This is a genomic window from Pseudomonas sp. GL_093 (assembly GCF_057837605.1).
This window is the reverse complement of record NZ_CM174448.1, coordinates 1086693-1111113: the sequence shown is the minus strand read 5'-3', so window position 1 is coordinate 1111113 and position 24421 is coordinate 1086693. Positions and strand designations below refer to the sequence as shown.

Annotated in this window: 20 protein-coding genes and 1 pseudogene; 16 read left to right on the top strand and 5 right to left on the bottom strand. The window is 59.8% G+C overall.

Annotated features, from left to right (window positions below):
* The first annotated feature begins 2 nt into the window (after nucleotides 1-2).
* The 12 genes from algK to AC3IUE_RS04835 all read left to right on the top strand — a co-directional run bounded on the left by algK (nucleotide 3) and on the right by AC3IUE_RS04835 (nucleotide 14433).
* Entirely contained in the window at nucleotides 3-1409 is a 1407-nt protein-coding gene (gene algK / locus AC3IUE_RS04890; protein WP_489265896.1) for an alginate biosynthesis TPR repeat lipoprotein AlgK, read from the top strand.
* Entirely contained in the window at nucleotides 1406-2890 is a 1485-nt protein-coding gene (locus tag AC3IUE_RS04885; RefSeq protein WP_489265894.1) for an alginate export family protein, read from the top strand. Before algK ends, AC3IUE_RS04885 begins: the two co-directional genes overlap by 4 nt.
* Nucleotides 2891-2916: 26 nt before the next feature.
* On the top strand, nucleotides 2917-4506 hold the full coding sequence (algG, locus tag AC3IUE_RS04880) for a mannuronan 5-epimerase AlgG (protein ID WP_056743089.1): 1590 nt from the start codon (nucleotides 2917-2919) through the stop codon (nucleotides 4504-4506).
* A 10-nt stretch (nucleotides 4507-4516) separates the two neighbouring features.
* Nucleotides 4517-5965, top strand: coding sequence for an alginate O-acetyltransferase (locus tag AC3IUE_RS04875; RefSeq protein ID WP_489265892.1), 1449 nt, complete (start codon nucleotides 4517-4519; stop codon nucleotides 5963-5965).
* 7 nt (nucleotides 5966-5972) lie between these two features.
* Entirely contained in the window at nucleotides 5973-7097 is a 1125-nt protein-coding gene (locus AC3IUE_RS04870; protein WP_056743086.1) for a mannuronate-specific alginate lyase, read from the top strand.
* 213 nt (nucleotides 7098-7310) lie between these two features.
* On the top strand, nucleotides 7311-8876 hold the full coding sequence (locus AC3IUE_RS04865; protein ID WP_056743084.1) for an MBOAT family O-acyltransferase: 1566 nt from the start codon (nucleotides 7311-7313) through the stop codon (nucleotides 8874-8876).
* A gap of 11 nt (nucleotides 8877-8887) precedes the next feature.
* A complete protein-coding gene (locus AC3IUE_RS04860; protein ID WP_056743082.1) occupies nucleotides 8888-10063 on the top strand; it encodes an alginate O-acetyltransferase in 1176 nt (391 codons plus the stop codon).
* A gap of 14 nt (nucleotides 10064-10077) precedes the next feature.
* Nucleotides 10078-10731, top strand: coding sequence for an alginate O-acetyltransferase AlgF (locus AC3IUE_RS04855; protein WP_489265889.1), 654 nt, complete (start codon nucleotides 10078-10080; stop codon nucleotides 10729-10731).
* Nucleotides 10732-10836: 105 nt separating this feature from the next.
* Entirely contained in the window at nucleotides 10837-12288 is a 1452-nt protein-coding gene (locus tag AC3IUE_RS04850) for a mannose-1-phosphate guanylyltransferase/mannose-6-phosphate isomerase (protein ID WP_489265887.1), read from the top strand.
* 277 nt (nucleotides 12289-12565) lie between these two features.
* On the top strand, nucleotides 12566-13030 hold the full coding sequence (locus AC3IUE_RS04845) for a multidrug transporter (RefSeq protein ID WP_489265886.1): 465 nt from the start codon (nucleotides 12566-12568) through the stop codon (nucleotides 13028-13030).
* A 32-nt stretch (nucleotides 13031-13062) separates the two neighbouring features.
* On the top strand, nucleotides 13063-13887 hold the full coding sequence (locus tag AC3IUE_RS04840; protein WP_489265884.1) for an SDR family oxidoreductase: 825 nt from the start codon (nucleotides 13063-13065) through the stop codon (nucleotides 13885-13887).
* 147 nt (nucleotides 13888-14034) lie between these two features.
* A complete protein-coding gene (locus AC3IUE_RS04835) occupies nucleotides 14035-14433 on the top strand; it encodes a DUF4440 domain-containing protein (protein WP_489265882.1) in 399 nt (132 codons plus the stop codon).
* A 149-nt stretch (nucleotides 14434-14582) separates the two neighbouring features.
* On the opposite strand, the gene AC3IUE_RS04830 is transcribed toward AC3IUE_RS04835, so the two are convergent.
* The 4 genes and pseudogenes from AC3IUE_RS04830 to AC3IUE_RS04815 all read right to left on the bottom strand — a co-directional run bounded on the left by AC3IUE_RS04830 (nucleotide 14583) and on the right by AC3IUE_RS04815 (nucleotide 19479).
* Complete coding sequence (locus AC3IUE_RS04830; protein WP_489265880.1) at nucleotides 14583-15431, bottom strand: efflux RND transporter periplasmic adaptor subunit; 849 nt, start codon at nucleotides 15429-15431, stop codon at nucleotides 14583-14585.
* Between the two features lie 25 nt (nucleotides 15432-15456).
* Nucleotides 15457-15657: a DUF1656 domain-containing protein gene (locus AC3IUE_RS04825; RefSeq protein ID WP_007896379.1), complete on the bottom strand. Its 201-nt coding sequence runs from the start codon at nucleotides 15655-15657 to the stop codon at nucleotides 15457-15459.
* Nucleotides 15647-17828, bottom strand: a pseudogene (locus tag AC3IUE_RS04820) (FUSC family protein). The gene AC3IUE_RS04825 and the pseudogene AC3IUE_RS04820 overlap by 11 nt, the downstream one beginning before the upstream one ends.
* A gap of 139 nt (nucleotides 17829-17967) precedes the next feature.
* Complete coding sequence (locus AC3IUE_RS04815; protein ID WP_489265877.1) at nucleotides 17968-19479, bottom strand: efflux transporter outer membrane subunit; 1512 nt, start codon at nucleotides 19477-19479, stop codon at nucleotides 17968-17970.
* A 181-nt stretch (nucleotides 19480-19660) separates the two neighbouring features.
* Here AC3IUE_RS04815 and AC3IUE_RS04810 point away from each other — a divergent pair, with 181 nt between their 5' ends.
* The 3 genes from AC3IUE_RS04810 (at nucleotide 19661) to AC3IUE_RS04800 (ending at nucleotide 22397) form a co-directional block, all read left to right on the top strand.
* Nucleotides 19661-20629: a LysR family transcriptional regulator gene (locus AC3IUE_RS04810; RefSeq protein ID WP_008150590.1), complete on the top strand. Its 969-nt coding sequence runs from the start codon at nucleotides 19661-19663 to the stop codon at nucleotides 20627-20629.
* A gap of 142 nt (nucleotides 20630-20771) precedes the next feature.
* Nucleotides 20772-21746 (top strand): 2-hydroxyacid dehydrogenase, encoded by a 975-nt coding sequence (locus tag AC3IUE_RS04805; RefSeq protein ID WP_489265875.1) that lies wholly within the window; start codon nucleotides 20772-20774, stop codon nucleotides 21744-21746.
* Between the two features lie 141 nt (nucleotides 21747-21887).
* Nucleotides 21888-22397, top strand: a complete 510-nt coding sequence (locus AC3IUE_RS04800) for a DUF2165 family protein (RefSeq protein ID WP_489265873.1) — start codon at nucleotides 21888-21890, stop codon at nucleotides 22395-22397.
* A 29-nt stretch (nucleotides 22398-22426) separates the two neighbouring features.
* On the opposite strand, the gene AC3IUE_RS04795 is transcribed toward AC3IUE_RS04800, so the two are convergent.
* Nucleotides 22427-23329 carry a DMT family transporter gene (locus AC3IUE_RS04795; protein WP_489265871.1) on the bottom strand — a complete coding sequence of 301 codons (903 nt, stop codon included), beginning with the start codon at nucleotides 23327-23329 and terminating at the stop codon, nucleotides 22427-22429.
* Between the two features lie 137 nt (nucleotides 23330-23466).
* Between AC3IUE_RS04795 and AC3IUE_RS04790 the strand changes: the two genes are divergently transcribed.
* Nucleotides 23467-24342: a helix-turn-helix domain-containing protein gene (locus AC3IUE_RS04790; RefSeq protein ID WP_489265869.1), complete on the top strand. Its 876-nt coding sequence runs from the start codon at nucleotides 23467-23469 to the stop codon at nucleotides 24340-24342.
* Nucleotides 24343-24421: the final 79 nt, after the last annotated feature.

The window sequence follows — 24421 nt, the reverse complement described above, 5'->3', positions numbered from 1 at the left end:
ACATGCCCGTGACTAGCCCACTCAGAATCCTGCCAGTCCCGCTGACTCTGGCCATGGCAATTGCCCTGGCCGGATGCGCCGGCCTGCCCGACCAGCGTCTGGCCAACGAAGCCCTCAAGCGCGGTGATTCCACGCTGGCGGCGCAGAATTACCAGCAACTGGCAGACCTGGGCTACAGCGAAGCACAGGTTGGCCTCGCCGATATCCAGGTCAACAGCCGTGATCCGGCGCAGATCAAGAAAGCCGAGGCGACTTATCGCGCTGCGGCCAGCGTCTCTCCGCGGGCTCAGGCTCGCCTGGGTCGTCTGCTGGTGGCCAAACCCGGCTCCACCGAAGCCGAACAGCACGAAGCCGAAGGCCTGTTGAAAAAAGCCTCGGCCAATGGTGAAGGCAACACCCTGATCCCGCTGGCGATGCTGTACCTGCAATACCCGCACAGTTTCCCGAACGTCAACGCGCAACAGCAGATCAGCCAATGGCGCGCCGAAGGCAAGCCGGAAGCGGGCCTGGCCCAAGTGCTGCTCTATCGCACCCAGGGCACTTACGACCAGCATCTGGACGAAGTGGAAACAATCTGCAAAGCCGCGTTGAACACCACCGACATCTGCTACGTCGAACTGGCCACGGTCTATCAGAAAAAAGCCCAGCCAGAGAAACAGGCCGAGCTGATCAAGCAAATGCAAGCCGCTCAGGCTCGCGGCGCGGTTTCCGCCCAGCGGGTGGACAGCGTGGCTCGTGTACTGGGCGATGCATCCCTGGGCACGACCGATGAGAAAACCGCTCAGTCGCTGCTGGAAGGCATCGCACCCGGCTACCCCGCTTCCTGGGTCAGCCTGGCGCAACTGCTCTACGACTTCCCGGAACTGGGTGACGTCGACAAGATGATGAAGTACCTGGACAACGGCCGTGCTGCCGACCAGCCGCGCGCCGAACTGTTGCTGGGCAAGCTCTACTACGAAGGCAAAATGGTCCCGGCCGACGCGAAGGTCGCCGAAGAACACTTCAAGAAAGCCGTCGACAGAGAAGTGGCCGCCGATTACTACCTCGGCCAGATCTACCGTCGCGGTTACCTGGGCAAGGTCTATTCGCAAAAAGCGCTGGACCACCTGCTCAAGGCTGCGCGTAACGGCCAGAACAGCGCCGACTTCGCCATTGCCCAACTGTTCTCCCAAGGCAAGGGCACCCGGCCCGACCCGCTTAACGCTTATGTCTTCAGCCAATTGGCCAAGGCCCAGAACACCCCGCAAGCCACCGAACTTGCGCAAACACTCGAAGCCCAACTGCCGCCTGCCCAGCTCGCCGAGGCCCAACGCCTGTTGAAACAAGAACAGGCCGTTCGTGGTGCCTTGAGCCAGAACACGCTGGAACTGCATGCCCTGGAAGAAGAAGACGGCGAGGAATCCCTATGAAGTTGAATCCATTCGTTAAGGCCGGTATTGGCCTGTCATTCGCCCTGCTGTGGTCGTGCCCGACCCTGGCGGCCCTGACTGAAAGCAAGAACTACGGCCTTGACGTCAAAGTCACCGCCCAGTCCGAAGACGACGCCGACCTCGGCACTGCCAAGGGCGGTGACGTCAATGGCGTCGGCCTCGACTTGCGTCCGTGGATCTATGGCGAGAGCGGCGCGTGGAGCGCCTACGCCATGGGCCAGGCGGTGACGTCCACCGACATCATCGAAACCGACACCCTGCAACAGGCCGACGACGCCAACCAGACCACCAACAGCGGTGATCGCACGTCCAAGAAAAACTACCTGGCGATGCGTGAATTCTGGGTCGGCTACAGCGGCCTCACGCCTTACCCCGGCGAGATGCTCAAACTCGGTCGCCAGCGCCTGCGCAATGACGACGGCCAATGGCGCGACACCAACATCGAAGCCTTGAACTGGACCTTCGACACCACCCTGTTGCGCGCCAACGCCGGTGTTGCCGAACGCTTCAGCGAGTACCGCACCGACCTCACCGAACTTGCGCCAAAGGACAAGGATCGCCTGCACGCTTACGCCGACGCGGCGTACCAGTGGACGCCGGGCAACTGGGTCGGCATTCGCGGTCATCACACCCACGATGACGGCAAGCTCGACTACCCGCAACCGGGTGTGGCCGGCGACTCGCTGGACAAGAAAGAGAATGGCGATATCAGCTGGATCGGCCTCACCGCCGACAGCGATGCCTACAACTGGCGCAACACCAACACCGTCAATTACTGGGGCAGCGTGACCGGCATGAGCGGCGACCGTGACAAGGTCAACCCGCTCAACGCCGACGGCACCGCTCCGGCACAAGCCAAAACCAATGGCAATGTTGATGGCTGGGCCACCGATTTGGGTGTGCGTCTGCGCCTCGATCCGCAATGGCAAGTCGGTGCAGCCTATGCCCGTGCCAGCGCTGATTACGAACAGAACGGCCTGGAAAGTAACCGCTCGAACTACACCGGTACTCAATCGCGGGTTCACCGTTTCGGCGAAGCCTTCCGTGGCGAAATGAACAACATGCAGTCCGCTACCTTGTTCGGTTCGTGGATGCTCAACGACGAATACGACGCCAGTGTGATTTACCACAAGTTCTGGCGCGTCGACGGCAACAAGCCGGTCGGCAGCAACGGTATCAACGCCGTCGAGAACAACACCGATGACGCGACCGGCGCGATTCTTTCCAGCACGTCCCTGCCGCTGGAAGATGGCAACAAAGACCTCGGCCAGGAAATGGACGTGGTCGTCACCAAGTACTTCAAGCAAGGCCTGCTGCCCGCAGCCTTGAGCCAATCGATCGATGAGCCTTCGGCCCTGGTGCGGTTGCGTGGCGGTGTGTTCAAGCCCGGCGATGCGTATGGCAAAGGCGTCGACTCGTACATGCACCGCGCGTTTATCGACGTGATCTGGCGCTTCTGATGCGAACCGCTAAGGGAGTTCCTGACATGAACAGTCCGAAGAGAGGCTCGATAACCTTGCTGGCCGGCGCGATGTTGCTGGCCAGCACGGCAGTCTTCGCCACTGTGGAGCCGGCCTCACCCGTTCAAAAAGGCCAGCCGGCGACCATTGCCAAGGGATTGCAACAAGCCAAGACCTACACCGTCAGCAGCGCACCGACCGCGCCGCTGGAGCTGGCCAAGCCGAAACTGCCGGACACCTCCGGCTATACCGCCGAAGCCATCGCCGCGAAAGTCGTGCGCACCAAGCCCGGCAAAATCAGCGTGCGCCGGATGATGCAGGAAAACGCCCTGAAGGACTTCATCGGCGGCGATAACAAGATGGCCGAATGGGTCGTGCGTCAGCACGGTATCCCGCAGGCGATTTTCATCGACGACGGCTACATGAACCTCAAGGATCTGGCCAATAAAGTACCTAAGCAGTACTTCAGCGAAACCTCGCCAGGTGTGTTCCTGGCGAAGTTGCCGATCGTGGTGGGTGAGAAAGGCATCCTGGAAATCGACAAGCAGACCCAGGAACTGCGCCTGTCCCAAGAGGGCGGTTCGTTCCTGGTCAACGACGGCCAGCTGTTTGTGCGCGATACCAAAATCACTGGCTGGAGCGAGAAGGCAAACGGCCCGGCGGCCTTCAAGTCGCCGAAGGAATTCCGTCCGTTCCTGCTGTCCTGGGGCGGCACCCAGACCTACATCGCCAACAGCAAGATCGCCAGTTTCGGCTACGCCAACAGTAAGTCCTACGGCGTGAGTATTTCCCAATACACGCCGAACATGGCCAAGGTGCTCAAGCGCCCTGAACCGAGCGGCTGGATCGTCGGCTCCGAGTTCTCGGACATGTGGTACGGCTTCTACTGCTACGAAACCCGCGACTTCGTGGTCAAGGGCAACACCTACAAAGACAACATCGTCTACGGCATTGACCCGCATGACCGTTCCCACGGTCTGATCATTGCCGACAACACGGTGTTTGGTACCAAGAAGAAGCACGGGATCATTATTTCCCGTGAAGTGAACGACAGCTTCATCTTCAACAACCGCAGCTACGACAACAAGTTGTCGGGCCTGGTGATCGACCGTAACAGCGTCAACAACCTGATCGCCTACAACGAGATCTACAAGAACCACACTGACGGCATCACCCTCTACGAGAGTGCCGACAACCTGATCTACGGCAACAAGGTGATCAGCAACCGACGCCACGGCATCCGGATTCGTAACAGCGTGAACATCCGCCTCTACGAAAACTTGTCCATGGCCAACGGCCTGACCGGTGTCTACGGGCACATCAAGGACCTGAGCGACACCGACCGGGACATCAAGCTCGACCCGTTCGATGCCGAGGTATCCCTGATCGTGGTCGGCGGCGAACTGGCCGGCAACGGCAGCGGCCCGCTGTCCATCGACTCGCCGTTGAGCGTCGAGTTGTATCGCGTGTCGATGCTCGCGCCGACCAAATCCAGCGGCATCAGCTTCTCGGGGATTCTCGGCGAGCGCCAGGACGAAATTCTCGACCTGCTGGTGCGCCAGCAGAAAGCCGTGTTGATCGACCCTGTCGAACGCCAGACCAAAGTACGGGACTGAGGATAATTTTATGCACTCACACTTGATCAAATTACTCAGCCTGTCGGCCCTGACCGTCGGCATTTTCGCAGCCAGCGCCGGCGCTCGTGCCGATGAAGCCAAAGCACCTGCCTTCAGCGCCGAGCCGTGCTGCAACCTGTGCCCGGAAGCCCACGACGCGAAGAACTACACCACGCGCTATCAGCAGAACTTCACCACGCTGGTGCAGGCTCAGGGCGATTGGCTGTTCCGTACGCAAGAAGACTTGCGCACCGAGTTCGACACCACACCCGGCGGCTACAAACGCATGAAAGAACTGCACGATGCGTTCAAGAGCAAAGGCATTGAACTGGTCATCGTTTACCAGCCGACCCGTGGTCTGGTGAACCGCAACAAGCTCAACCCGGAAGACAAGGCCAAGTACGATTTCGACAAGGCCCTGAAGAACTACAAGACCATGCTCGGGCGTTTCGCCGCCATGGGCTACACCGTGCCGGACCTGTCGCCGCTGACCAATGAGTCGCTGCCTGACACCCTGCCGGCCCACGATTTCTACTTCCAGGGCGACCAACACTGGACGCCGTATGGCGCCCAGCGCACGGCGAAAATCGTCGGTGAGCAAATCAAGAAAATGCCGGCCTTCGCCGACGTGCCGAAGCGCGAATTCGAGAGCCATAAGTCGGGTCGCATGGGCAAGACTGGAACGTTACACAACATGGCTGGTCAACTCTGTGGCACCAGCTACGCGATCCAGTACATGGATCAGTTCACCACCGAGCCGAAAGGCGAAGCAGCTGATGGCGATCTGTTCAGTGATTCCGGCAATCCGGAGATCACCCTGGTCGGCACCAGCCACAGTGGCAAGAACTACAACTTCGCCGGTTTCCTCGAAGAGGCCATCGGCGCCGACATCCTCAACGTGGCGTTCCCCGGCGGTGGCCTGGAAGGTTCGATGCTGCAGTACCTGGGCAGCGAAGAGTTCCAGACCAAGCCGCCGAAGATTCTGATCTGGGAATTCTCGCCGCTCTATCGCCTCGACCAGGAAACCATCTACCGCCAGATGATGGCGCTGCTGGACAACGGTTGCGAAGGAAAGGATGCACAGATGACCGGCAGCACCACGTTGAAACCGGGCAAGAACGAATTGATGGTCAACAGCAAGAACCTGAACCTGCAAAACAGCAGTCACCAGGTTGATATCCGCTTCGCCGATCCGTCGGTGAAAACTCTGCAAGCCACCCTCTGGTACATGAACGGTCGCCACGAGGACATCAAGATCGAAAAGCCGGAAACCTCCGACACTGACGGGCGTTTCGCCTTTGAGTTGCGCACGGACGAAGACTGGGCCTCGCAGAATCTGCTGGCCGTCGAAATCCAGGGCCCTGAAGCAGGTGCCGCGGGACAGAAAGTCGAAGCGAAAATCTGCAAACGCAACGTGTTCCCTGGCACTGGGCAGCGTACCGCTCAGACCGGGCAATGAGGCAACTATGCAAACCCGAACTTTGAAAAGATTGATCGCACCGTCCCTGTTGAGCCTGGCCATGTTTGCCGGTGCGACTCAGGCCGCCGCGCCACTGCGCCCGCCACAGGGGTACTTCGCGCCGATTGAAAAAGTCAAAACCGGCGACAAGAGCGAAGGTTGTGATGCGATGCCGACGCCATACACCGGCTCGCTGCAATTTCGCAGCAAATACGAAGGTTCCGACAAGGCCCGTTCGACCCTGAACGAGGTATCGGAAAAAGCCTTTCGCGACAGCACCGCCGACATCACCAAACTGGAACGCGGCACCAGCAAGCGCGTGATGCAATTCATGCGTGACGGTCGTCCGGAACAACTCGAGTGCACGCTGAACTGGTTGACCGCCTGGGCCAAGGCCGATGCGTTAATGTCCAAGGACTTCAACCACACCGGCAAGTCGATGCGCAAATGGGCCTTGGGCAGCATGGCTTCTTCGTACATTCGCCTGAAGTTTTCCGACTCCCATCCGTTGGCGAATCATCCGCAAGAATCGCAGTTGATTGAAGCCTGGTTCAACAAAATGGCCGATCAGGTAGTCAGCGACTGGGACAACCTGCCACTGGAACAAACCAACAACCATTCGTACTGGGCCGCCTGGTCGGTGATGGCAACGTCCATCGCCACCAACCGCCGCGACCTGTTCGACTGGTCGGTGAAAGAGTTCAAGGTCGGCGCCAATCAAATCGACGCGCAGGGTTTCCTGCCCAACGAACTCAAGCGTCAGCAACGCGCCCTCGCCTACCACAACTACGCCCTGCCGCCGCTCGCGATGATCGCCAGTTTCGCTCAGGTCAACGGTGTGGACTTGCGCCAGGAAAACAACGGCGCATTGAAACGCCTGGGTGATCGAGTGCTCGCGGGTGTCAAAGACCCGGAAGAATTCGAGAACAAGAACGGTAAGGAACAGGACATGACCGACCTGAAAGTCGATTCGAAATTCGCCTGGCTCGAACCGTACTGCTCGCTCTACACCTGCTCGCCGGATGTGCTTGAGAAAAAGCACGAGATGCAGCCGTTCAAGACCTTCCGCCTCGGGGGTGACCTGACCAAGGTCTACGACCCGGCGAATGAGAAGGGCAAAAAAGGTTCCTAGAGCCAAACGCAAGCCTCTGTAGGAGTGAGCCTGCTCGCGATTGCGGTCTGACATTCAACATTGATGTCGACTGAAATGCCCTCATCGCGAGCAGGCTCACTCCTACAAGGGTCAGTGCAAGATTTGAGTTGAGTGATATTCCCCCGGTTTTTTCGTGGGGGGTTTGGGGGGGCCGTTGGCCCTTGACTGTTGGTTAAACATGGAGAGACCGGGATGGTATTTTCATCCAACGTGTTCCTGTTTTTGTTCTTGCCGATCTTTCTCGGCATGTACTACTTAAGCGGAATACGCTATCGCAACCTGCTGCTGCTGATCGCCAGCTACGTGTTCTATGCCTGGTGGCGTGTGGACTTCCTTGCGCTGTTCGCAGCCGTCACGCTGTGGAACTACTGGATCGGCCTCAAAGTCGGTGCCGCAGGCGTTCGGACCAAACCGGCACAACGCTGGTTGCTCCTGGGCGTGGCCGTCGACCTGTGCATTCTCGGCTACTTCAAGTACGCCAACTTCGGCGTCGACAGCATCAACGCGATGATGACCTCCGTCGGTCTGTCGCCGTTCATCCTGACCCACGTGCTGTTGCCGATCGGGATCTCGTTCTACATCTTCGAGTCCATCAGCTACATCATCGACGTCTACCGTGGTGACACGCCGGCGACCCGCAACCTGATCGACTTTGCCGCTTTCGTGGCGATCTTCCCGCACCTGATCGCCGGTCCGGTGTTGCGCTTTCGCGACCTGGCCGACCAGTTCAACAATCGCACCCACACCCTCGACAAGTTCTCCGAAGGTGCGACGCGATTCATGCAGGGCTTCATCAAGAAGGTCTTCATCGCCGACACCCTGGCGGTCGTGGCCGACCATTGCTTCGCCTTGCAGAACCCGACCACGGGCGATGCCTGGCTCGGCGCGCTGGCCTATACCGCGCAGCTGTATTTCGACTTCTCCGGTTACAGCGACATGGCAATCGGTCTGGGCTTGATGATGGGTTTCCGCTTCATGGAAAACTTCAAACAGCCGTACATCAGCCAGTCGATCACCGAGTTCTGGCGTCGCTGGCACATCAGCCTGTCCACCTGGTTGCGTGACTACCTGTACATCACGCTGGGCGGTAACCGTAAAGGTACGCTGATGACCTATCGCAACCTGTTCCTGACCATGCTGCTCGGTGGTCTGTGGCACGGCGCGAACATCACGTACATCGTCTGGGGCGCCTGGCACGGCATGTGGCTGGCGATCGAAAAAGCCCTCGGCCTGAACACCTCGCCGCGCAGCATCAACCCGATCCGCTGGGCGCTGACCTTCCTGCTCGTCGTCATGGGCTGGGTGATCTTCCGCTCGGAAAACCTGCACGTCGCCGGTCGTATGTACGGCGCGATGTTCAGCTTCGGCGAATGGTCATTGTCGGAACTCAACGCAGCCAGCCTCACCGGCCTGCAAGTAGCGACCCTGGTGGTGGCTTACATGACCCTGGCGTTCTTCGGCATTCGTGACTTCTACAGCAACCTGCCGCCTGAGAAGACCAAGCCTGTTGTGAACGTCGAGGCCGATGGCCCGGCTGCCGCGACCCCTGGAATGATCAAAGCCGTACCGGGCGACAACCCGGGCAGCATCCACCAGCCTGGCTACACCGTCGGCGTTGAAGCGACTGTGCAACCGGCCTACTGGACTGCGGACTGGTCTCGTTACGTGATGCGCACGCTGGTACTGGTGCTGTTCATCGCCTCGATTTTCAAACTCTCGGCGCAAAGCTTCTCGCCGTTCCTTTACTTCCAGTTCTGAGGGATCTGACTATGACCCGCTCATTACGCATCCTCTACATCGCCCTGTTCATGGTGACGCTGTTGGTCCTTGGCGTGTGGTCCACGCGCAGTTTCCTCGGCTTCAGTACCTCTGCCGAAACGACGGTGCTCAACGGCCGCTGGACCAAAGCCGTGGAAACGCATTACGACGACGAGTTTCCGATCAAGCGCCTGGGCACCAACCTTTGGGCTGCGCTGGATTTCAAACTGTTCAACGAAGGTCGTCCGGGCGTCGTGCTCGGCCGCGATCAGTGGTTGTACAGCGATGAGGAATTCAACCCGATCGTCAACGAAGAGCTGAACCTGCAAGGCAACTACGCGCTGGTTGAAGGCGTGCGCCAGGAACTGAAAGCCAAAGGCGTGAAACTGGTCATGGCAATCGTGCCGGCCAAGACTCGCCTGTACCCGGAACACCTGGGTGAAGTGAAGCCTTCGAGTATCCACGCCAACCTCTATGACGACTTCCACGCTCATGTGGCGGCCAACAAAGTCCTCGCGCCCGATCTGTTCGGCCCGATGCTGAAAGCCAAGTTGGACGGTCAGCAAGTGTTCCTGCGCACCGACACCCACTGGACCCCGGAAGGCGCACAAATCGCCGCCGAGACCCTGGCGAAATCCATTTCCGACAAGTACCCGCTGAGCGGCGAGCCGCAACACTTCGTCACTGAACCTGCGGAGAAGGTGACTCACAAGGGCGACCTGCGGTTGTTCCTGCCGCTGGACCCGCTGTTCGAAAACCTGATGCCCAAGACTGAGCCGTTGCAGAAGCGCAACACCGTTGCGGCGCAGGACCAGCCTGCCGCTGATGACGCCCTGTTCGCCAACACTGAAGTGCCGGTGGCCCTGATCGGCACCAGCTACAGCGCCAACCCCAACTGGAACTTCGTCGGTGCGCTGAAACAAGCGCTGAACAGCGACGTGGTCAATTACGCCGAAGACGGCCACGGCCCGATTCTGCCGATGCTCAGCTACCTGAAAAGCGATGCTTTCAAGAACAGCCCGCCACAGGTGCTGATCTGGGAGTTTCCTGAACGTTATCTGCCTGTGAACAACGAAATCGGTGACGCCGACCCGCAGTGGGTCGCAGAGCTCAAAGAAGCCGGCGTTCGCCAACAAAACGTAGCCGCAAACACTAAATCCGAGACGCCCGACCGGGCGCAAAACTGAAAGAGAGGTACACCATGACTTTCACTACTACTCCTCGCCGTCTCGCCAAGACCTTCGCTCTCGTTGCTGGCATGAGCGTGTTGTCGATGTCCGCCTTCGCTGGCGACGCCGCACTCTACGGCCCGACTGCACCGAAAGGTTCGAGCTTCGTACGTGTCTACAACGCCGGTAACGCTGAAGTCAGCGCCACCGTCGGCACCACCAACCTGGCCGAAGTCGCGCCGCTGTCCAGCACTGACTTCAGCTTCATGCCGGGCGGCGACTACAGCGCCAAGGTCGGTAGCCAGTCCCTGCCGGTGAAACTGGCCGGTGACCACTATTACACCCTGGTCAACAACGCCAGCGGCGCACCGCAACTGATCGAAGAACCGCCGTTCAAGAACAAGCAGAAATCCCTGGTTCGCGTGCAGAACCTCAGCGACAAGGCCCTGACCCTGAAAACCGCTGACGGCAAGACCGAAGTGGTTCCGACCGTGGCGGCCAAAGGCCGTGGCGAGCGTGAAATCAACCCGGTCAAAGTCAGCCTGGCACTGTACGACGGCGCCACCAAGGTCGGCGACGTGAAGCCGGTTGCCCTGGAACGAGGCGAAGCCGCAGTGCTGTACGTCACTGGCAGCGGCAGCAGCCTGTCGCCAGTCTGGGTAAAACGCCCGGTTTCGACGCGCTAATCATTTTGTCGGGTAGCCCACGGGCTACCCGGACACGGAATAAGAACAAGAGTGAAACGACAGAACGCAGTAGCTCTGACCCATTCGATTTTAAGGAGTAACAACATGATTCCGGTGATCTTGTCAGGTGGTAGTGGCTCACGTCTTTGGCCGCTTTCGCGTAAGCAATTCCCTAAGCAATTTCTCGCCCTGACCGGCGAACATACGCTGTTCCAGCAAACCCTGGAACGCCTGGTGTTCGAAGGCATGGACACCCCGATCGTGGTCTGCAACAAGGACCACCGCTTCATCGTCAACGAACAACTGAGTGCCCGTAACCTGGACACCCAGCGCATCCTGATGGAACCGTTTGGCCGCAACACCGCTCCGGCCGTTGCGTTGACCGCGATGATGCTGGTCAACGAAGGTCGCGACGAGTTGATGCTGGTGCTGCCGGCCGACCACGTCCTGGACGACCAGAAAGCCCTGCAACGCGCACTGGCCCTGGCCACGGTCGCAGCAGAAAACGGCGAAATGGTGCTGTTCGGCGTACCGGCCACCAAACCGGAAACCGGCTATGGCTACATCAAGTCGACCAATGATTCGCTGCTGCCGGAAGGCGTCAGCCGCGTCTCGCACTTCGTCGAAAAACCAGACGTGAAGCGCGCCACCGAGTTCGTCGAGTCCGGCGGTTATTTCTGGAACAGCGGCATGTTCCTGTTCCGCGCCAGCCGTTTCCTCGAAGAACTGAAGAAACACGATCCGGACATCTACGACACCTGCCTGCTGACCCTGGAACGCAGCGTACAAGATGCCGACACCGTCGACTTCGACGCCGCCACCTTCGCTTGCTGCCCGGACAATTCCATTGACTACTCGGTGATGGAAAAAACCCAGCGCGCCTGCGTTGTACCGCTGACCGCGGGCTGGAGCGATGTCGGCTGCTGGTCGTCGTTGTGGGAAGTGAATGAAAAAGACGCCAACGGCAACGTCACCAAAGGCGATGTGATCATTCAGGACAGCAAAAACTGCATGATTCACGGCAACGGCAAACTGGTGTCGGTGATCGGCCTGGAAAACATCGTGGTCGTCGAAACCAAGGACGCCATGATGATCGCCCACAAGGACAAGGTCCAAGGCGTGAAACAGATGGTCAACACCCTCAACGAACTGGGCCGCAGCGAAACCCAGAACCACTGCGAAGTCTATCGTCCGTGGGGCTCCTACGACTCGGTAGACATGGGCGGCCGCTTCCAGGTCAAGCGCATCTCGGTCAAACCGGGTGCGTGCCTATCGTTGCAGATGCACCACCACCGCGCCGAACACTGGATCGTGGTCAGCGGCACTGCTGAAGTGACCTGCGACGAAAACGTGTTCCTGCTGACTGAGAACCAGTCGACCTACATCCCGATCGCCTCGGTCCACCGCTTGCGCAATCCGGGCAAGATCCCGCTGGAAATCATCGAAGTGCAATCGGGTAGCTACCTGGGCGAAGACGATATCGAGCGGTTTGAAGATATCTACGGTCGCTCCAACCCGATCGAACGCGGCGTGTCGGTGAAAACCATCGCGCAGTAATTGATCTGTAACACAAGAAGCCCCTGTCCGACCCGCTGCGTTTTCCCTATCCGCAGCGGGTTGGGTGGGGGCTTTTTTTGTCTGGATTTTGTGTTGCCTCGGCTGGCCCCTTCGCGAGCAGGCTCGCTCCCACAGGGGTTTGGTGCACGCCGCAGATCCACTGTGGGAGCGAGCCTGCTCGCGAAAGGGCCATCACATCCACCACACCCATCAAGCCCATCGCCAACCGCACCCACGCTTAGGTAGGATGACCTTCTCCCCTCCCGAGGTTTGCGTCATGTTCATCGGCGTCCTGCTGGTCATCACCTGGTTGATTTTGTTGCTGCGCTACCCGGCCAAGGCATTGCCGGTTTCTCTGGCAGCCGCCGTTGGTTTGGGTCTGGTGGCAACCTGGGTGATCTGGCTGGATAACCGCGAGGTCAAGCAACTGGCGCGCCTGGAATTGCGCATCACCTACGCGCCCGAACACTGCCCGGCGGACCGGCCGTTGCAACTGAAAATGAACAACGGCAACGACGTGCCGCTGACCGAACTACGCTGGCGCATCGCAGCCTATGCACCGGGCGACACAGTCAACCTGGCCGACAATCAATACGCCGCACCGCGCTATCGCGGCCCCGGCGAACTGCAGGCCGGTGCGAACTGGGAAGACTGCTTGCCCCTGCCGCCGCTGCGCCCTGGCTATCGCCCGCAAACACTGGAGTTTCGCGCCGAGCGTTTGCAAGGTAGTTTCTCCGACTAATCCCCTTCTTCTTTTTGCACAAGGACCGCGCCATGCCCGTTGCGTTAATTACCGGTTGCTCCAGCGGCATTGGCCGCGCCCTCGCCGATGTGTTCAAAAATGCCGGATACGACGTCTGGGCCAGCGCCCGCAAGGCTGAAGACGTTGCGGCGCTGGCCGCTGCCGGTTTCACCGCCGTGCAACTGGACGTCAACGACGGCGCCGCACTCGAACACTTGAGCGAGCGCATCAACCAGCAACATGGCGGCCTCGACGTGCTGATCAACAATGCCGGTTATGGCGCCATGGGGCCGTTGCTCGACGGCGGAGTGCCGGCCATGCAGCGGCAATTCGAAACCAATGTGTTCGCCATTGTCGGCGTCACCCGCGCCCTGTTCCCGGTACTGCGTCGCGCCAAGGGTCTGGTGGTGAACATCGGCAGCGTGTCCGGGGTTTTGGTCACGCCATTCGCCGGCGCCTACTGCGCCTCGAAAGCGGCGGTGCATGCCTTGACCGATGCGTTGCGCATGGAACTGTCGCCGTTTGGCGTACGGGTCATGGAAGTCCAGCCGGGCGCCATCGCTTCCAGTTTTGCCAAGAATGCCGGTCATGAGGCGGAGCAGTTGATTACCGAACAATCGCCGTGGTTTCCACTGCGTGAAGGCATTCGCGCACGGGCCAAGGCCTCCCAGGACAACCCGACCCCGGCGAGTGAATTTGCCGCCGGGTTGCTCAAGGCCGTGCAGCAGAGCAAACCACCGCGCCTGATTCGTCTGGGCAATGGCAGTCGGGCGTTGCCGTTGCTGGCAGGGTTGTTGCCTAAAGGGCTGCTGGAAGCGGGGTTGATGAAGCGGTTCGGACTGAAGGGGCAACTCTAAGACCGAGTCGACTTCATCGCGAGCAGGCTCGCTCCCACAGGGTTCTGCTGCGTGGCATAAATTGCATTCACACCAAAGATCCCTGTGGGAGCGAGCCTGCTCGCGATGGCGTCAGAACTAACGCAGAAAATTTCAGGAAACACTTCCATGACTGACTACACCGAATACTTTGACGAAGTGATCCAGGCCCACGTTGCCATCGAGCAATGGTTGGCCGAGGAACAGGACGAGCCGGCGCTTGAACGGTTGCTGACGCGTTTTTCTCCGCAGTTTTCCATGGTCTCGCCGTTGGGCCGGGTGCTGGATTTCGATGCGTTGAGCGAATTGTTTTTGATGGCCGGCGGGAAGAAGCTCGGGTTCAGAATCGAGCTCAGCGAGTTGCGCGGCATCGCTCTGCACGACGGTGGTGCAACGGTGAGTTATCGCGAGCAGCAGACCGATGCGACGGGGCTGCACTCGGATCGGCGCTCGACGGTGGTGTTTGAGAAGCAGGCGGATGGCAAAGTGGTTTGGCGGCATTTGCATGAGACGTTTTGCAAGGAATGAACCTTTGCCTTATGTCTGATAGACCGAGTCGCTTCATTCGCGAGCAAGCCCGCTCCCACAGGGGTTAGCGTCGTTCACAAAATCTGCATTCGAACTCGGGCCAATGTGGGAGCGGGCTTGCTCGCGAAGGCCGTGACTCGGTCCAATGGCTAGTTAACCACAACGGTGCAAGTAATCCCCGCCGCCAACAGCACCCCTTCCGGCACTTCATCAATGTGAATCCGCACCGGCACCCGCTGCGCCAGACGCACCCAGTTAAAGGTCGGGTTCACATCGGCAATCAGCTCGCGACTCTCCGGGTTATCACGGTCGTAGATGCCGCGAGAAATGCTTTCCACATGCCCCTTCAACACTTCCCCACTCATCAGCTGCATGTCGGCTTTATCGCCGACCCGCACATGGGGCAATTTGGTTTCTTCGAAGAAGCCGTAGACCCAGAACGAGTTCATGTCGACCACGGCCATTTTCGCTTCGCCGATGCGCGCGTAATCGCCGCGATGCACATTGAGGTTGGTCACGTAACCGTCCACCGCTGCGCGGACCTCTGTGCGCTTGAGGTTCAGTTCGGCGGCTTCGAGCTGCGCCTGAGCGTGCTGATAATCGGCCAGGGCCGAGTCGGCGATGTTGCTGGCGTCGTCGCGGTTTTCCCTGGAAATAACCAGGTTGTCCATGTCGGCGCGGCGATGGGCGTTGACCTTACGCATCTCCCACGTCGACTTGCGTGAGGCCACCAGCGCCTGCGCCTGTTTGACCGCGATGCGATAGTGCTCGGGGTCGATCTGCATCAGCAGGTCACCCTTCTTCACCAATTGGTTGTCGCGCACCGGCACGTCCACCACTTCACCAGTGACATCGGCAGCGACGTTGATGATATCGGCGCGCACCCGGCCGTCGCGGGTCCATGGCGTGTCCATGTAATGCACCCATAGGGTCCGGCCGATCCATATCGCGAGGGCCAGCACCAGGAGGGTGGCGAGCAGGCTGAAAAGCTTTTTCATCAGGGCCTTCTTCAGTGATAGAGAGTCAACGGTAGACAGTCAGCGCCAGGGCGCCGAACAGACAGGTAAACAGACTCAGGCGCAGCAGCGCCGGGTGCCAGAAGAAACGGTACAAGTCGAACCCGGACAAGAACCGATCAAGTGCCCAGGCCAGCGCCGCCGCAATGAAAAACATCAGGGTCATGGTCGGCATGTACACGCCGTGGAAGGCGATTTCACGAGGCATGTTCAAGTCCTTGGGGCGTAAGCCGCGAGTGGTGATTGCGGGTCCAGCAACGAAGTGCGGATGAAGTGCAAATAGCTCTTCACCCGACGCAAGGCCGAGGTGTCGAAATGCGGCGCGAAAGGTTCGTCGGTGGCTTGCACGCGGCTGATCGCGTGATCGACAGCGATCAGGCCGCGCTCCAGATTGCTCTGGCTCGGTTGCAGAAACAGCCGCACCAGCGAGCGGCCCATCACCCGGATCGCCTGACGCCACGGTTGGGATTCGGCATAGGCCGGATGCACCGGCAGGATCGCCTGTTCCTTGCGCAACTCGATGATCGCGTGGCCGACTTCCAGCACCACGAACATCCAGCGCAGCAAGTCCCGTTGCACTTGCGGCTGCCCCGCGGCGAGACCGTAGGCCTGATGCAACAAGTCCCGCGTGCTGCTTTCGAAACTCGACGCCAACCCCTTGAGTTTGCCGCTGATGGCGTACACCACCTGACCACGCAAATCCTGCTCCAGCCGACGCCACAACCAGCGGCTGTTGGGCGGCAGAATGATCGCCCCGGCCGCCGCGCACACCAGCATGCCGAGCACCATGGCGATGTAGTCGTTGATGAAGGCGTATGGGTTGTAAACGGTGAGGTTGTCCGGCACCGAACCGGTGCTGAAGAAGATCAGCAAGCCGAGCCCTACGCCCGCATATTGAGGCCGTGAAGTCAGGAACGAACCGAGCACGATCACCGGTGCGAGCATCACGCAGAGCAACGGAAAACCGTCGATCCAGGGGAAGATGAAAAACATCTCGACGAAGCCGATCAGGGCCCCGAGGAACGTCCCGCAAGCCATCTGAAACGCCATGCGTTTGGGATTCGGTGTCGCCGCTGAAAGGCCCACGGTCGCGGCGGCAATCAGGGTCATCGTCGCCCCGCTTGGCCACGCGGTGGCGACCCAATAGCTGCCCAGAACCACCAGAATGAACGCCGCGCGAATCCCCGAGGCGGCCGACGCCATCCAGTTGGTTTGCGGGGTGAACGGCTCATCCCATTGCTCGCGCGCATGGCTGTGATCGGCCAGCGACGCGTGGGTCTGTGCATAACTGTGCAGGTCATCGACAAAGCGATAGAGCAATTCGTACGCGGTATGAAAATCCAGCTGCTCGGCGTCGCTCGGATTGCTCTCCTGAAAAATCGCCCGCAAGCTGCGAACGCGTGCCGGCAAATCTTCTTTATAGGCGGTCAACGCGATCACCAGACGCCCCGCATCGGCGTTGGTCAAGGCACGACCGCTGAAGCCGTCGAGCAGTTCGGCGAGGTCCTGCAAACCCGGTTTGATCGCCGCAACCACGTGATCGGTGCCGCTGCCGCGCAAGCGTTCGAGCAACTGGTGCAAGGCGTTGAAACGGGTGGTAATGCCCATGAACTCGCTGTTCAAGCGGCTGAGCCGACCGTTGCGTCGACGCATGTGCGGGTCTTCAAACACAGTGACGCTGCGCAGCCCTTCCAGCCCCACGGCCTCAGCAATGAAGCGCACGTTGCTCGCCTCGAAAGCCTCCCGTTTGCTGCGACCACGCAAGCCATCGGTGACGAATAGCGCAAACACGCCGAAGCGCTGATACAAGGCGTTGCGCATGGCGGCGCTGGCGGATTGCGGCAGGATCGCGGCGCTGACCAGCGTGGAGCAAATGATCCCCAGGGAGATTTCCAGCACCCGCCAGACTGCCGCCATGAACGCGCCGTCCGGGTGCGCCAGTGCGGGCAAACCGACCATCGCGGCGGTGTACCCGGCGAGCACGAAACCGTAAGCGCGGAAGTTGCGATAGCGCGCCGCGCCGGCCGAACAGATGCCCACCCAGATCGCCAGCGAACCGAGGAACAGCTCGGTGTTCTGCGCAAACAAGGCAATCAACGCGACCATCACCGCCGATCCGGCCAATGTTCCAAGAAAGCGATAGAAACTCTTGGCCAACACGTGGCCGCTTTGCGGTTGCATGACGATAAACACGGTGATCATCGCCGTGCGCGGCTGCGGCAACTCGAGGCGCATGGCCAGCCACAGGGTCAGAAACGCCGCGAACAAGACCTTGAAAATGTAGACCCAGGTCACGCCATCGCTGCGCGCCCAGTCGAAGAACCCCCGGCGCCATTCAAGGGAATACAGCCAGCGCAAAGGTGCGGGCAAGGGAGTCATGAAATCCTGCTCAATGAAATTAAGGCCGGGCGCGGCACCTGTGGGAGCGAGCCTGCTCGCGAATGCGATGTGTCAGTCACTGCTGATTTCGCCTGACACACCGCTATCGCGAGCAGGCTCGCTCCCACAGGTTTTGTGTTCAATTTGAGAGGCTTTTAAGCAGTGCCGGGGTTTTCGGTGCCGCGGTCTGGCTGTCTTTCGGCACGTCGTTGCCCGCACCGAGCCCGCCGCCGAGTGCCGTCACCAGTTCAGCGTGCGCACTGAGGCGCGCCGCCTGCACCTGCTGCTGAACCTGCTGCTGTTTGAACAACAAGGTCTGGGCGTTGAGCACGTTGAGGTAGTCGGTGAGGCCGCGCTGGTAGGCGATCATCGCGATGTCGTAAGTCTTCTGGGCGGTGGCTACCGACTCGGCGGCGAAGGCCTGCTGCTTGTCCATGGACTCGCGGCGGATCAACTGGTCGGAGATGTTTTTCAGTGCGTTGACCAGCGTCTGGTTGTACTTGGCCACGGCGATGTCGTAACCGGCCGAGGCTTCGCCCAGCTCCGAACGTAAACGGCCGCCGTCGAAGATCGGCAACGAGATGGCCGGGCCGACGCTGTAGTTGAGCTTCTTGCCGGTCAAAAACTCCAGTGCTCCACCGCCGGTGGCCATGTAGCCGAGGCTGCCGACCAGGTCGACGTTGGGGTAGAAACCGGCATGAGCGACATCAATACCCCGTGCCTGGGCCGCCACTTGCCAGCGACTGGCGACCACGTCCGGGCGTTGACCGAGCAACTGCGCGGGCAACGACGACGGCAGTTTCAGCGCCGCGCCCAACGACAACGTTGGCCGCTGCAACTGCGCGCCCTCCCCCGGACCTTTGCCCGCAAGGGCTGCGAGTTGATTGCGACTCAGGGCGATTTCTTCGTCCAGCGCATCGATCTGGCGGTGGGTTTCCGGCAGCGGCGTTTCAGCCTGACTGACTTCGAAATGGGTGCCGATGCCACCGTTCAGGCGCTTCTGCGCGAGGTCGAGAATTTGCTGTTGCTGTTTCAGGGTCGCTGCGACGATGTCCCGTTGCGCGTAATGCAACGACAGCTCGATGTAGGCGCGCACGATATTGTTCTGCAATTCGAGCTGGGCCAGACGCGCTTCCGCGGCACTCATGTGCGCCATGTCGACGGCGCGCTCGGTGGCGTTGCTTTCGCGGCCCCAAAGGTCGAGGGCGTAGCTGAAGCCCAGCGCGGCGTTGTTGTCCCACGTCGTCGTGTTGGCCAACTCGCCCGGCCCGTAGAACTGATCGGTGGGCCAGTTGTGGCGTTTGAGGGTGGATTCGCCATTGATCTGCAAAGACTCGGCGGACTCGGCGATCCCGGCCATGGATTTGGCCTGACGCACTCGCGCCGCCGCCATGGCCATGGTCGGGCTGCCTTGCAGGGCGAGGTCGATCCAGCGGTTCAATTGCGGGTCGCCATAGGCCTGCCACCATTGCGCGGTCGGCCAGTGTGCGTCCTGTGCAGCGTTCTGGATGGCTTCGTCGGTGGCCAGTGAATTGGCCTCGAGTGCCTTGCCCTGAGGGGCAATACCTCCGGTACCGATGCAGCCGCTGATTGCCAGGGTTAAAGCCAAAACACTGAGCGTCTGAAGCGCTCTGTTGATGCGACGCGGCACTGCTGCGATTTCCTGAGGTGGGGAGTTGTTCCTGAGGTGGGCAATTCTAGGGGTCGGCTTTGTTGGCGATAAGCTGGGAATCCTGTGAATCTTTGTTACCGTTAGCGCGATAATCCCTTGGTCGGGGTCTCAGCCCCCGTAACTTCGTGTCACAATTTGCCATCGCCTCCGAGAGCACCCCATGGACACTTTGCAAAACATGCGCGCCTTCAGTTACGTGGCCGAGGCCGGCAGCTTCACTGCCGCCGCCGTGCAACTCGACACCACGACGGCCAACGTTTCGCGCGCGGTCTCCAACCTGGAAGCCCACCTGCAAACCCGCCTGCTCAACCGCACCACCCGACGCATCGCCCTGACCGAGGCCGGCAAGCGCTATCTATTGCGCTGCGAGCAGATCCTGGCCTACGTCGAAGAAGCCGAAGCCGAAGCCAGCGACGCCCACGCCCGCCCGGCCGGGCAGCTCAAGGTGCACACCATGACCGGCATCGGTCAGCACTTCGTGATCGACGCCATCGCCCGCTATCGCAAAACCCACCCCGACGTCACCTTCGACCTGACCATGGCCAACCGCGTGCCGGACCTGCTCGACGAGGGCTACGACGTGTCCATCGTGCTGGCCAGCGAGCTGCCGGACTCGGGCTTCGTCTCCCAGCGTTTGGGCATCACCTACAGCATCGTTTGCGCCTCGCCCGCGTATGTGAAAGCCAACGGCTGCGCGCAGAAGCCCAGCGATTTGCTGAACCACGCGTGCCTGCGTTTGGTGAGCCCGGTGATTCCGCTGGAGAAATGGACCTTCGACGGCCCGGAAGGCCAGGAAATGGTGACGATTAATAGCTCGCCGTTTCTGGTGAACTCCGCCGATGCGATGAAGACGGCGATCACCAGCGGCATGGGGGTTGGGGTTTTACCGGTGTATGCAGCGATTGAAGGGTTGCGCAACGGGACGCTGGTGCGGGTGATGCCGAATTACCGGTCGCAGGAGTTGAATCTGTATGCGATCTACCCGTCGCGGCAGTATCTGGATGCGAAGATCAAGACGTGGGTCGAGTATTTGCGCGGGTCGTTGCCGGAGATATTGGCGGCGCATCAGGCGGAATTGGTGGCGTATGAATTGAGCGGGAGCATGGGTGGGGTTCGGGTGGCGAACTGATTTCCAGCCCAACTGATTGATCGTTCCCCCGCTCTGCGTGGGAACGATCAACGGCGTACACTCGGCAATCCGGGTGCTCGCATAAAAGCTCGGAAGAATGTTAGCGTGCTTGGCATTCACCTGCGCCGAGAGCCCTCCTCCCATGAAAAAGACCGTCCTCGCCTTCAGCCGCGTCACTCCCGAAATGGTCGAACGCCTGCAGCAAGACTTCGACGTCATCGTCCCGAACCCGAAAAACGGCGACATCAACGCCCAATTCAACGAAGCCCTGCCCCACGCCCACGGCCTGATCGGCGTCGGTCGCAAACTCGGTCGCGCACAACTGGAAAACGCCGCCAAACTGGAAGTCGTCTCCAGCGTCTCGGTCGGCTACGACAACTACGACGTCGCCTATTTCAACGAACGCGGGATCATGCTCACCAACACCCCCGACGTCCTCACCGAAAGCACCGCCGACCTGGCCTTCGCCTTGCTGATGAGCAGCGCCCGCCGCGTCGCCGAACTGGACGCCTGGACCAAGGCTGGCCAATGGCAAGCCACCGTTGGTGCGCCGTTGTTCGGCTGCGATGTACACGGCAAAACGTTGGGCATTGTCGGCATGGGCAACATCGGTGCGGCCATCGCCCGACGTGGCCGACTGGGCTTCAACATGCCGATTATCTACAGCGGCAACAGCCGCAAGACCGAGCTGGAGCAAGAACTCGGCGCGCAGTTCCGCAGTCTTGATCAACTGCTGGCCGAAGCCGATTTCGTTTGCCTGGTGGTGCCGCTCAGCGAAAAAACCAAACACCTGATCAGCCATCGCGAACTGGCATTGATGAAGCCGAGCGCGATTCTGGTGAACATTGCGCGCGGTCCGGTGGTGGACGAACCTGCCCTGATCGAAGCCCTGCAAAACAACAGGATTCGCGGCGCCGGGCTGGACGTTTATGAGAAAGAACCGCTGGCCGAGTCTCCCCTGTTCCAACTGAAAAACGCGGTGACGTTGCCGCACATCGGCTCAGCAACTCATGAAACCCGCGAAGCCATGGCCAACCGTGCCTTGGCTAACTTGCGCAGCGCTTTGCTGGGAGAGCGACCGCAAGATCTGGTGAACCCACAAATTTGGAAGCACTAACTAAAAAGGGCAGACGCTTTAAACGTCTGCCCGCTCCATACACAACTTGAAATTCAGTCTGCCGACGAAAACAAGTTCGACAAGTTAGACTCTTCACTACTGACCCGACCCACGGATTATTAGTTATGGAGAGTGCCTACCTTGAACAACATTACAACTGACAAGATCATCAGATACAGCAAAGTAATACTGATGATTTACATAAGCTTCTTTGGCCTGCTAGTGATGTACAGCAACTTCACCGACTACGCATCAAACTATGAATATGTCGGTCACGTCCTTAGCATGGACACCACCCGAGAAAACCTGAACCTGAGCTACAGGGCAATTACCTCGCCCATGCTCCACCACCGAATCTACTGGATCATTATTACCCTTGAAGTCATTTATACCGCTTTCTGCTTGCTAGGCGCCTATCATCTTTACCGAAACATAAACGCCTCTTCCAAAAACTTTCATGAAGCGAAGAAGTTTGCAATTATTGGATTATTGATCGCCATGTTTGTTTATTACATCTGCCTGCAAGTGGTCGGTGTCGAATGGTTCAACATGGATGAGTCACAAACCTGGAACGCGAAAGACTGGGCTCGGCATATCGTCGATTTCATATTGCCTTTGCTGATATTTATAGCCATCAGAACTGAGCGCTGAGTGGCTTCAACGCTCAACCATCATGCCTCTCAGGCCAGCTTGCCGTTCCCCTGCACCATCGGCGCCTTGGGCTTACGAAACACCAGCACATTGCCCAGCATCACCAGTACCAAACCCACCAAGGCGGGCGCGGTCCATTGATAGCCTTCGGCAAACGCCGACACATTCAGCGCCACGATGGGGAACAGTACGGTGCAATAGGCTGCGCGCTCTGGCCCCATCCGCCCGACCAACGTCAAGTAGGCTGTGAAACCGATCACCGAACCCGGAATCACCAGGTACAGCAGCGAGCCGATGTAGCGCGCGTTCCATTCCATGTCGAACGGAATGCCTTTGACCAGGCACCACACTGACAACATGGCCGCACCATAGGCCATGCCCCAGGCGTTGGTGGTCAGCGGTTTGAGCCCGGCTTTCTGTTGCAGGCTCGACAGCATGTTGCCTGCCGAGAAACACAGCGTCCCGAGCAATGCCAGGCCCAACCCGAGCAAGGTTTGCGGGCTCGCGGTGTGGCCCGCCAGCTCAGGCCAGAACAACAGGCCAAGCCCGAACAAGCCCAGCGCACCGCCCATCAGCACATTGCGAGCAACTTTCTGGCCGAAGAACACGCGTGCATTGAGCGCGTTCCACAACGTGGCGGTGGAAAACACCACCGCAACCAGACCACTGGGGATCCACTGACTGGCGGTCAGGAAGCACATGAAGTTGATGCAAAACAGGCACAGCCCCTGCGCCAGGCAAATCAGATGCCCGCGACGGTTCATCACTTGCAGGCGGCGACTCAGCAGCAGCATGACAAACAGCACCAGCGCCGCGAGACCAAAGCGATAAACGATCGACACCGGAATCGCCACCACGCCCAGTTGCCATTTCAAGGCAATCCAGGTGGTGCCCCAGATCAGCACGGTCAGCAAATACAACGACAGGTTCATGGCAAAGCTCCTCAATAGGGGCTCAGTGTCCTGCGCCAAGCCTCGTCGCACTTGCATAAACTTGCGCTTTTGTCGGGCCACAGGCTGGCAGCCGAACGGCTACGGAGTAGGATGCAAGGCGTTGGAGAGAAGCCATCATGCCCGCACTGGAATCACTGCAAGTTTTTCAAGCCCTCAACCGCTCGCCCAATGCTCGCCTCGAGCACAGCGCCGAGCTCGGTGACGGCATGGCTGCAGCCTTGTGGAGCAATCATCACGACGCCCAGGATTACGAAGCGCCGAGTCATCACACCCTGTCCTGCTACATCGCCGGTGGCACCGGGACCTTTCGTCGCGACCAACCCGGCACCAAGGGCGGCCCCGACAAGTTGTGCATCCTGCCGGCCGAGCATCAATCAGGCTGGGTGATCAACGGCGACATTCGTCTGGCCCATGTGTATTTCAGTCCCGAACAATTCGCCCTCGGCTGCGTCACGCTGCTGGACCGCGAACCTCGCGAGCTGCAGTTGCGCGAAGCCACTTTTCTGGACGACCCGGCACAAGCCCGGCGCTTTCGGCAAATGCTCACACTCAACTGGGACGAACCCGGCGAACGCGTGCTCACCAGCAGCCTGGCCCATGAAATGCTCAGCCACGTGTTGCTCGGCCAGGTCGGGATGCGTGAGGGGTTGCGGCTCAAGGGTGGATTGGCTGCGCATCAGCGGCGGCAGTTGGTGGAGTTCATCGACAACCAATTGGCCGAGGCGATCAGCCTGGGGCAGTTGGCGGCGCTGTGTGCGCTATCCGAATACCACTTTGCGCGGATGTTTCGCGAGAGCTTTGGGTTGCCGCCGCATCAGTATGTGCTGTCGCGACGACTGAGCCGGGCGCGGGAGTTGTTGCGTGCGACGTCGCAGCCGTTGGGGGAAATTGCATTGGCGTGCGGGTTTGCCAGTGCGAGTCATTTCACCAATCGATTCAGGCAAGCTTTAGGCGGAACGCCCGGCGAGTATCGCCAGGCGTTTTTGCGGTAATCCTGAAGTCTTCAGTGTCTGGCACGCCGCCATCGCGAGCAGGCTCACTCCCACATTTGGAATGCATTCCCCTGTGGGA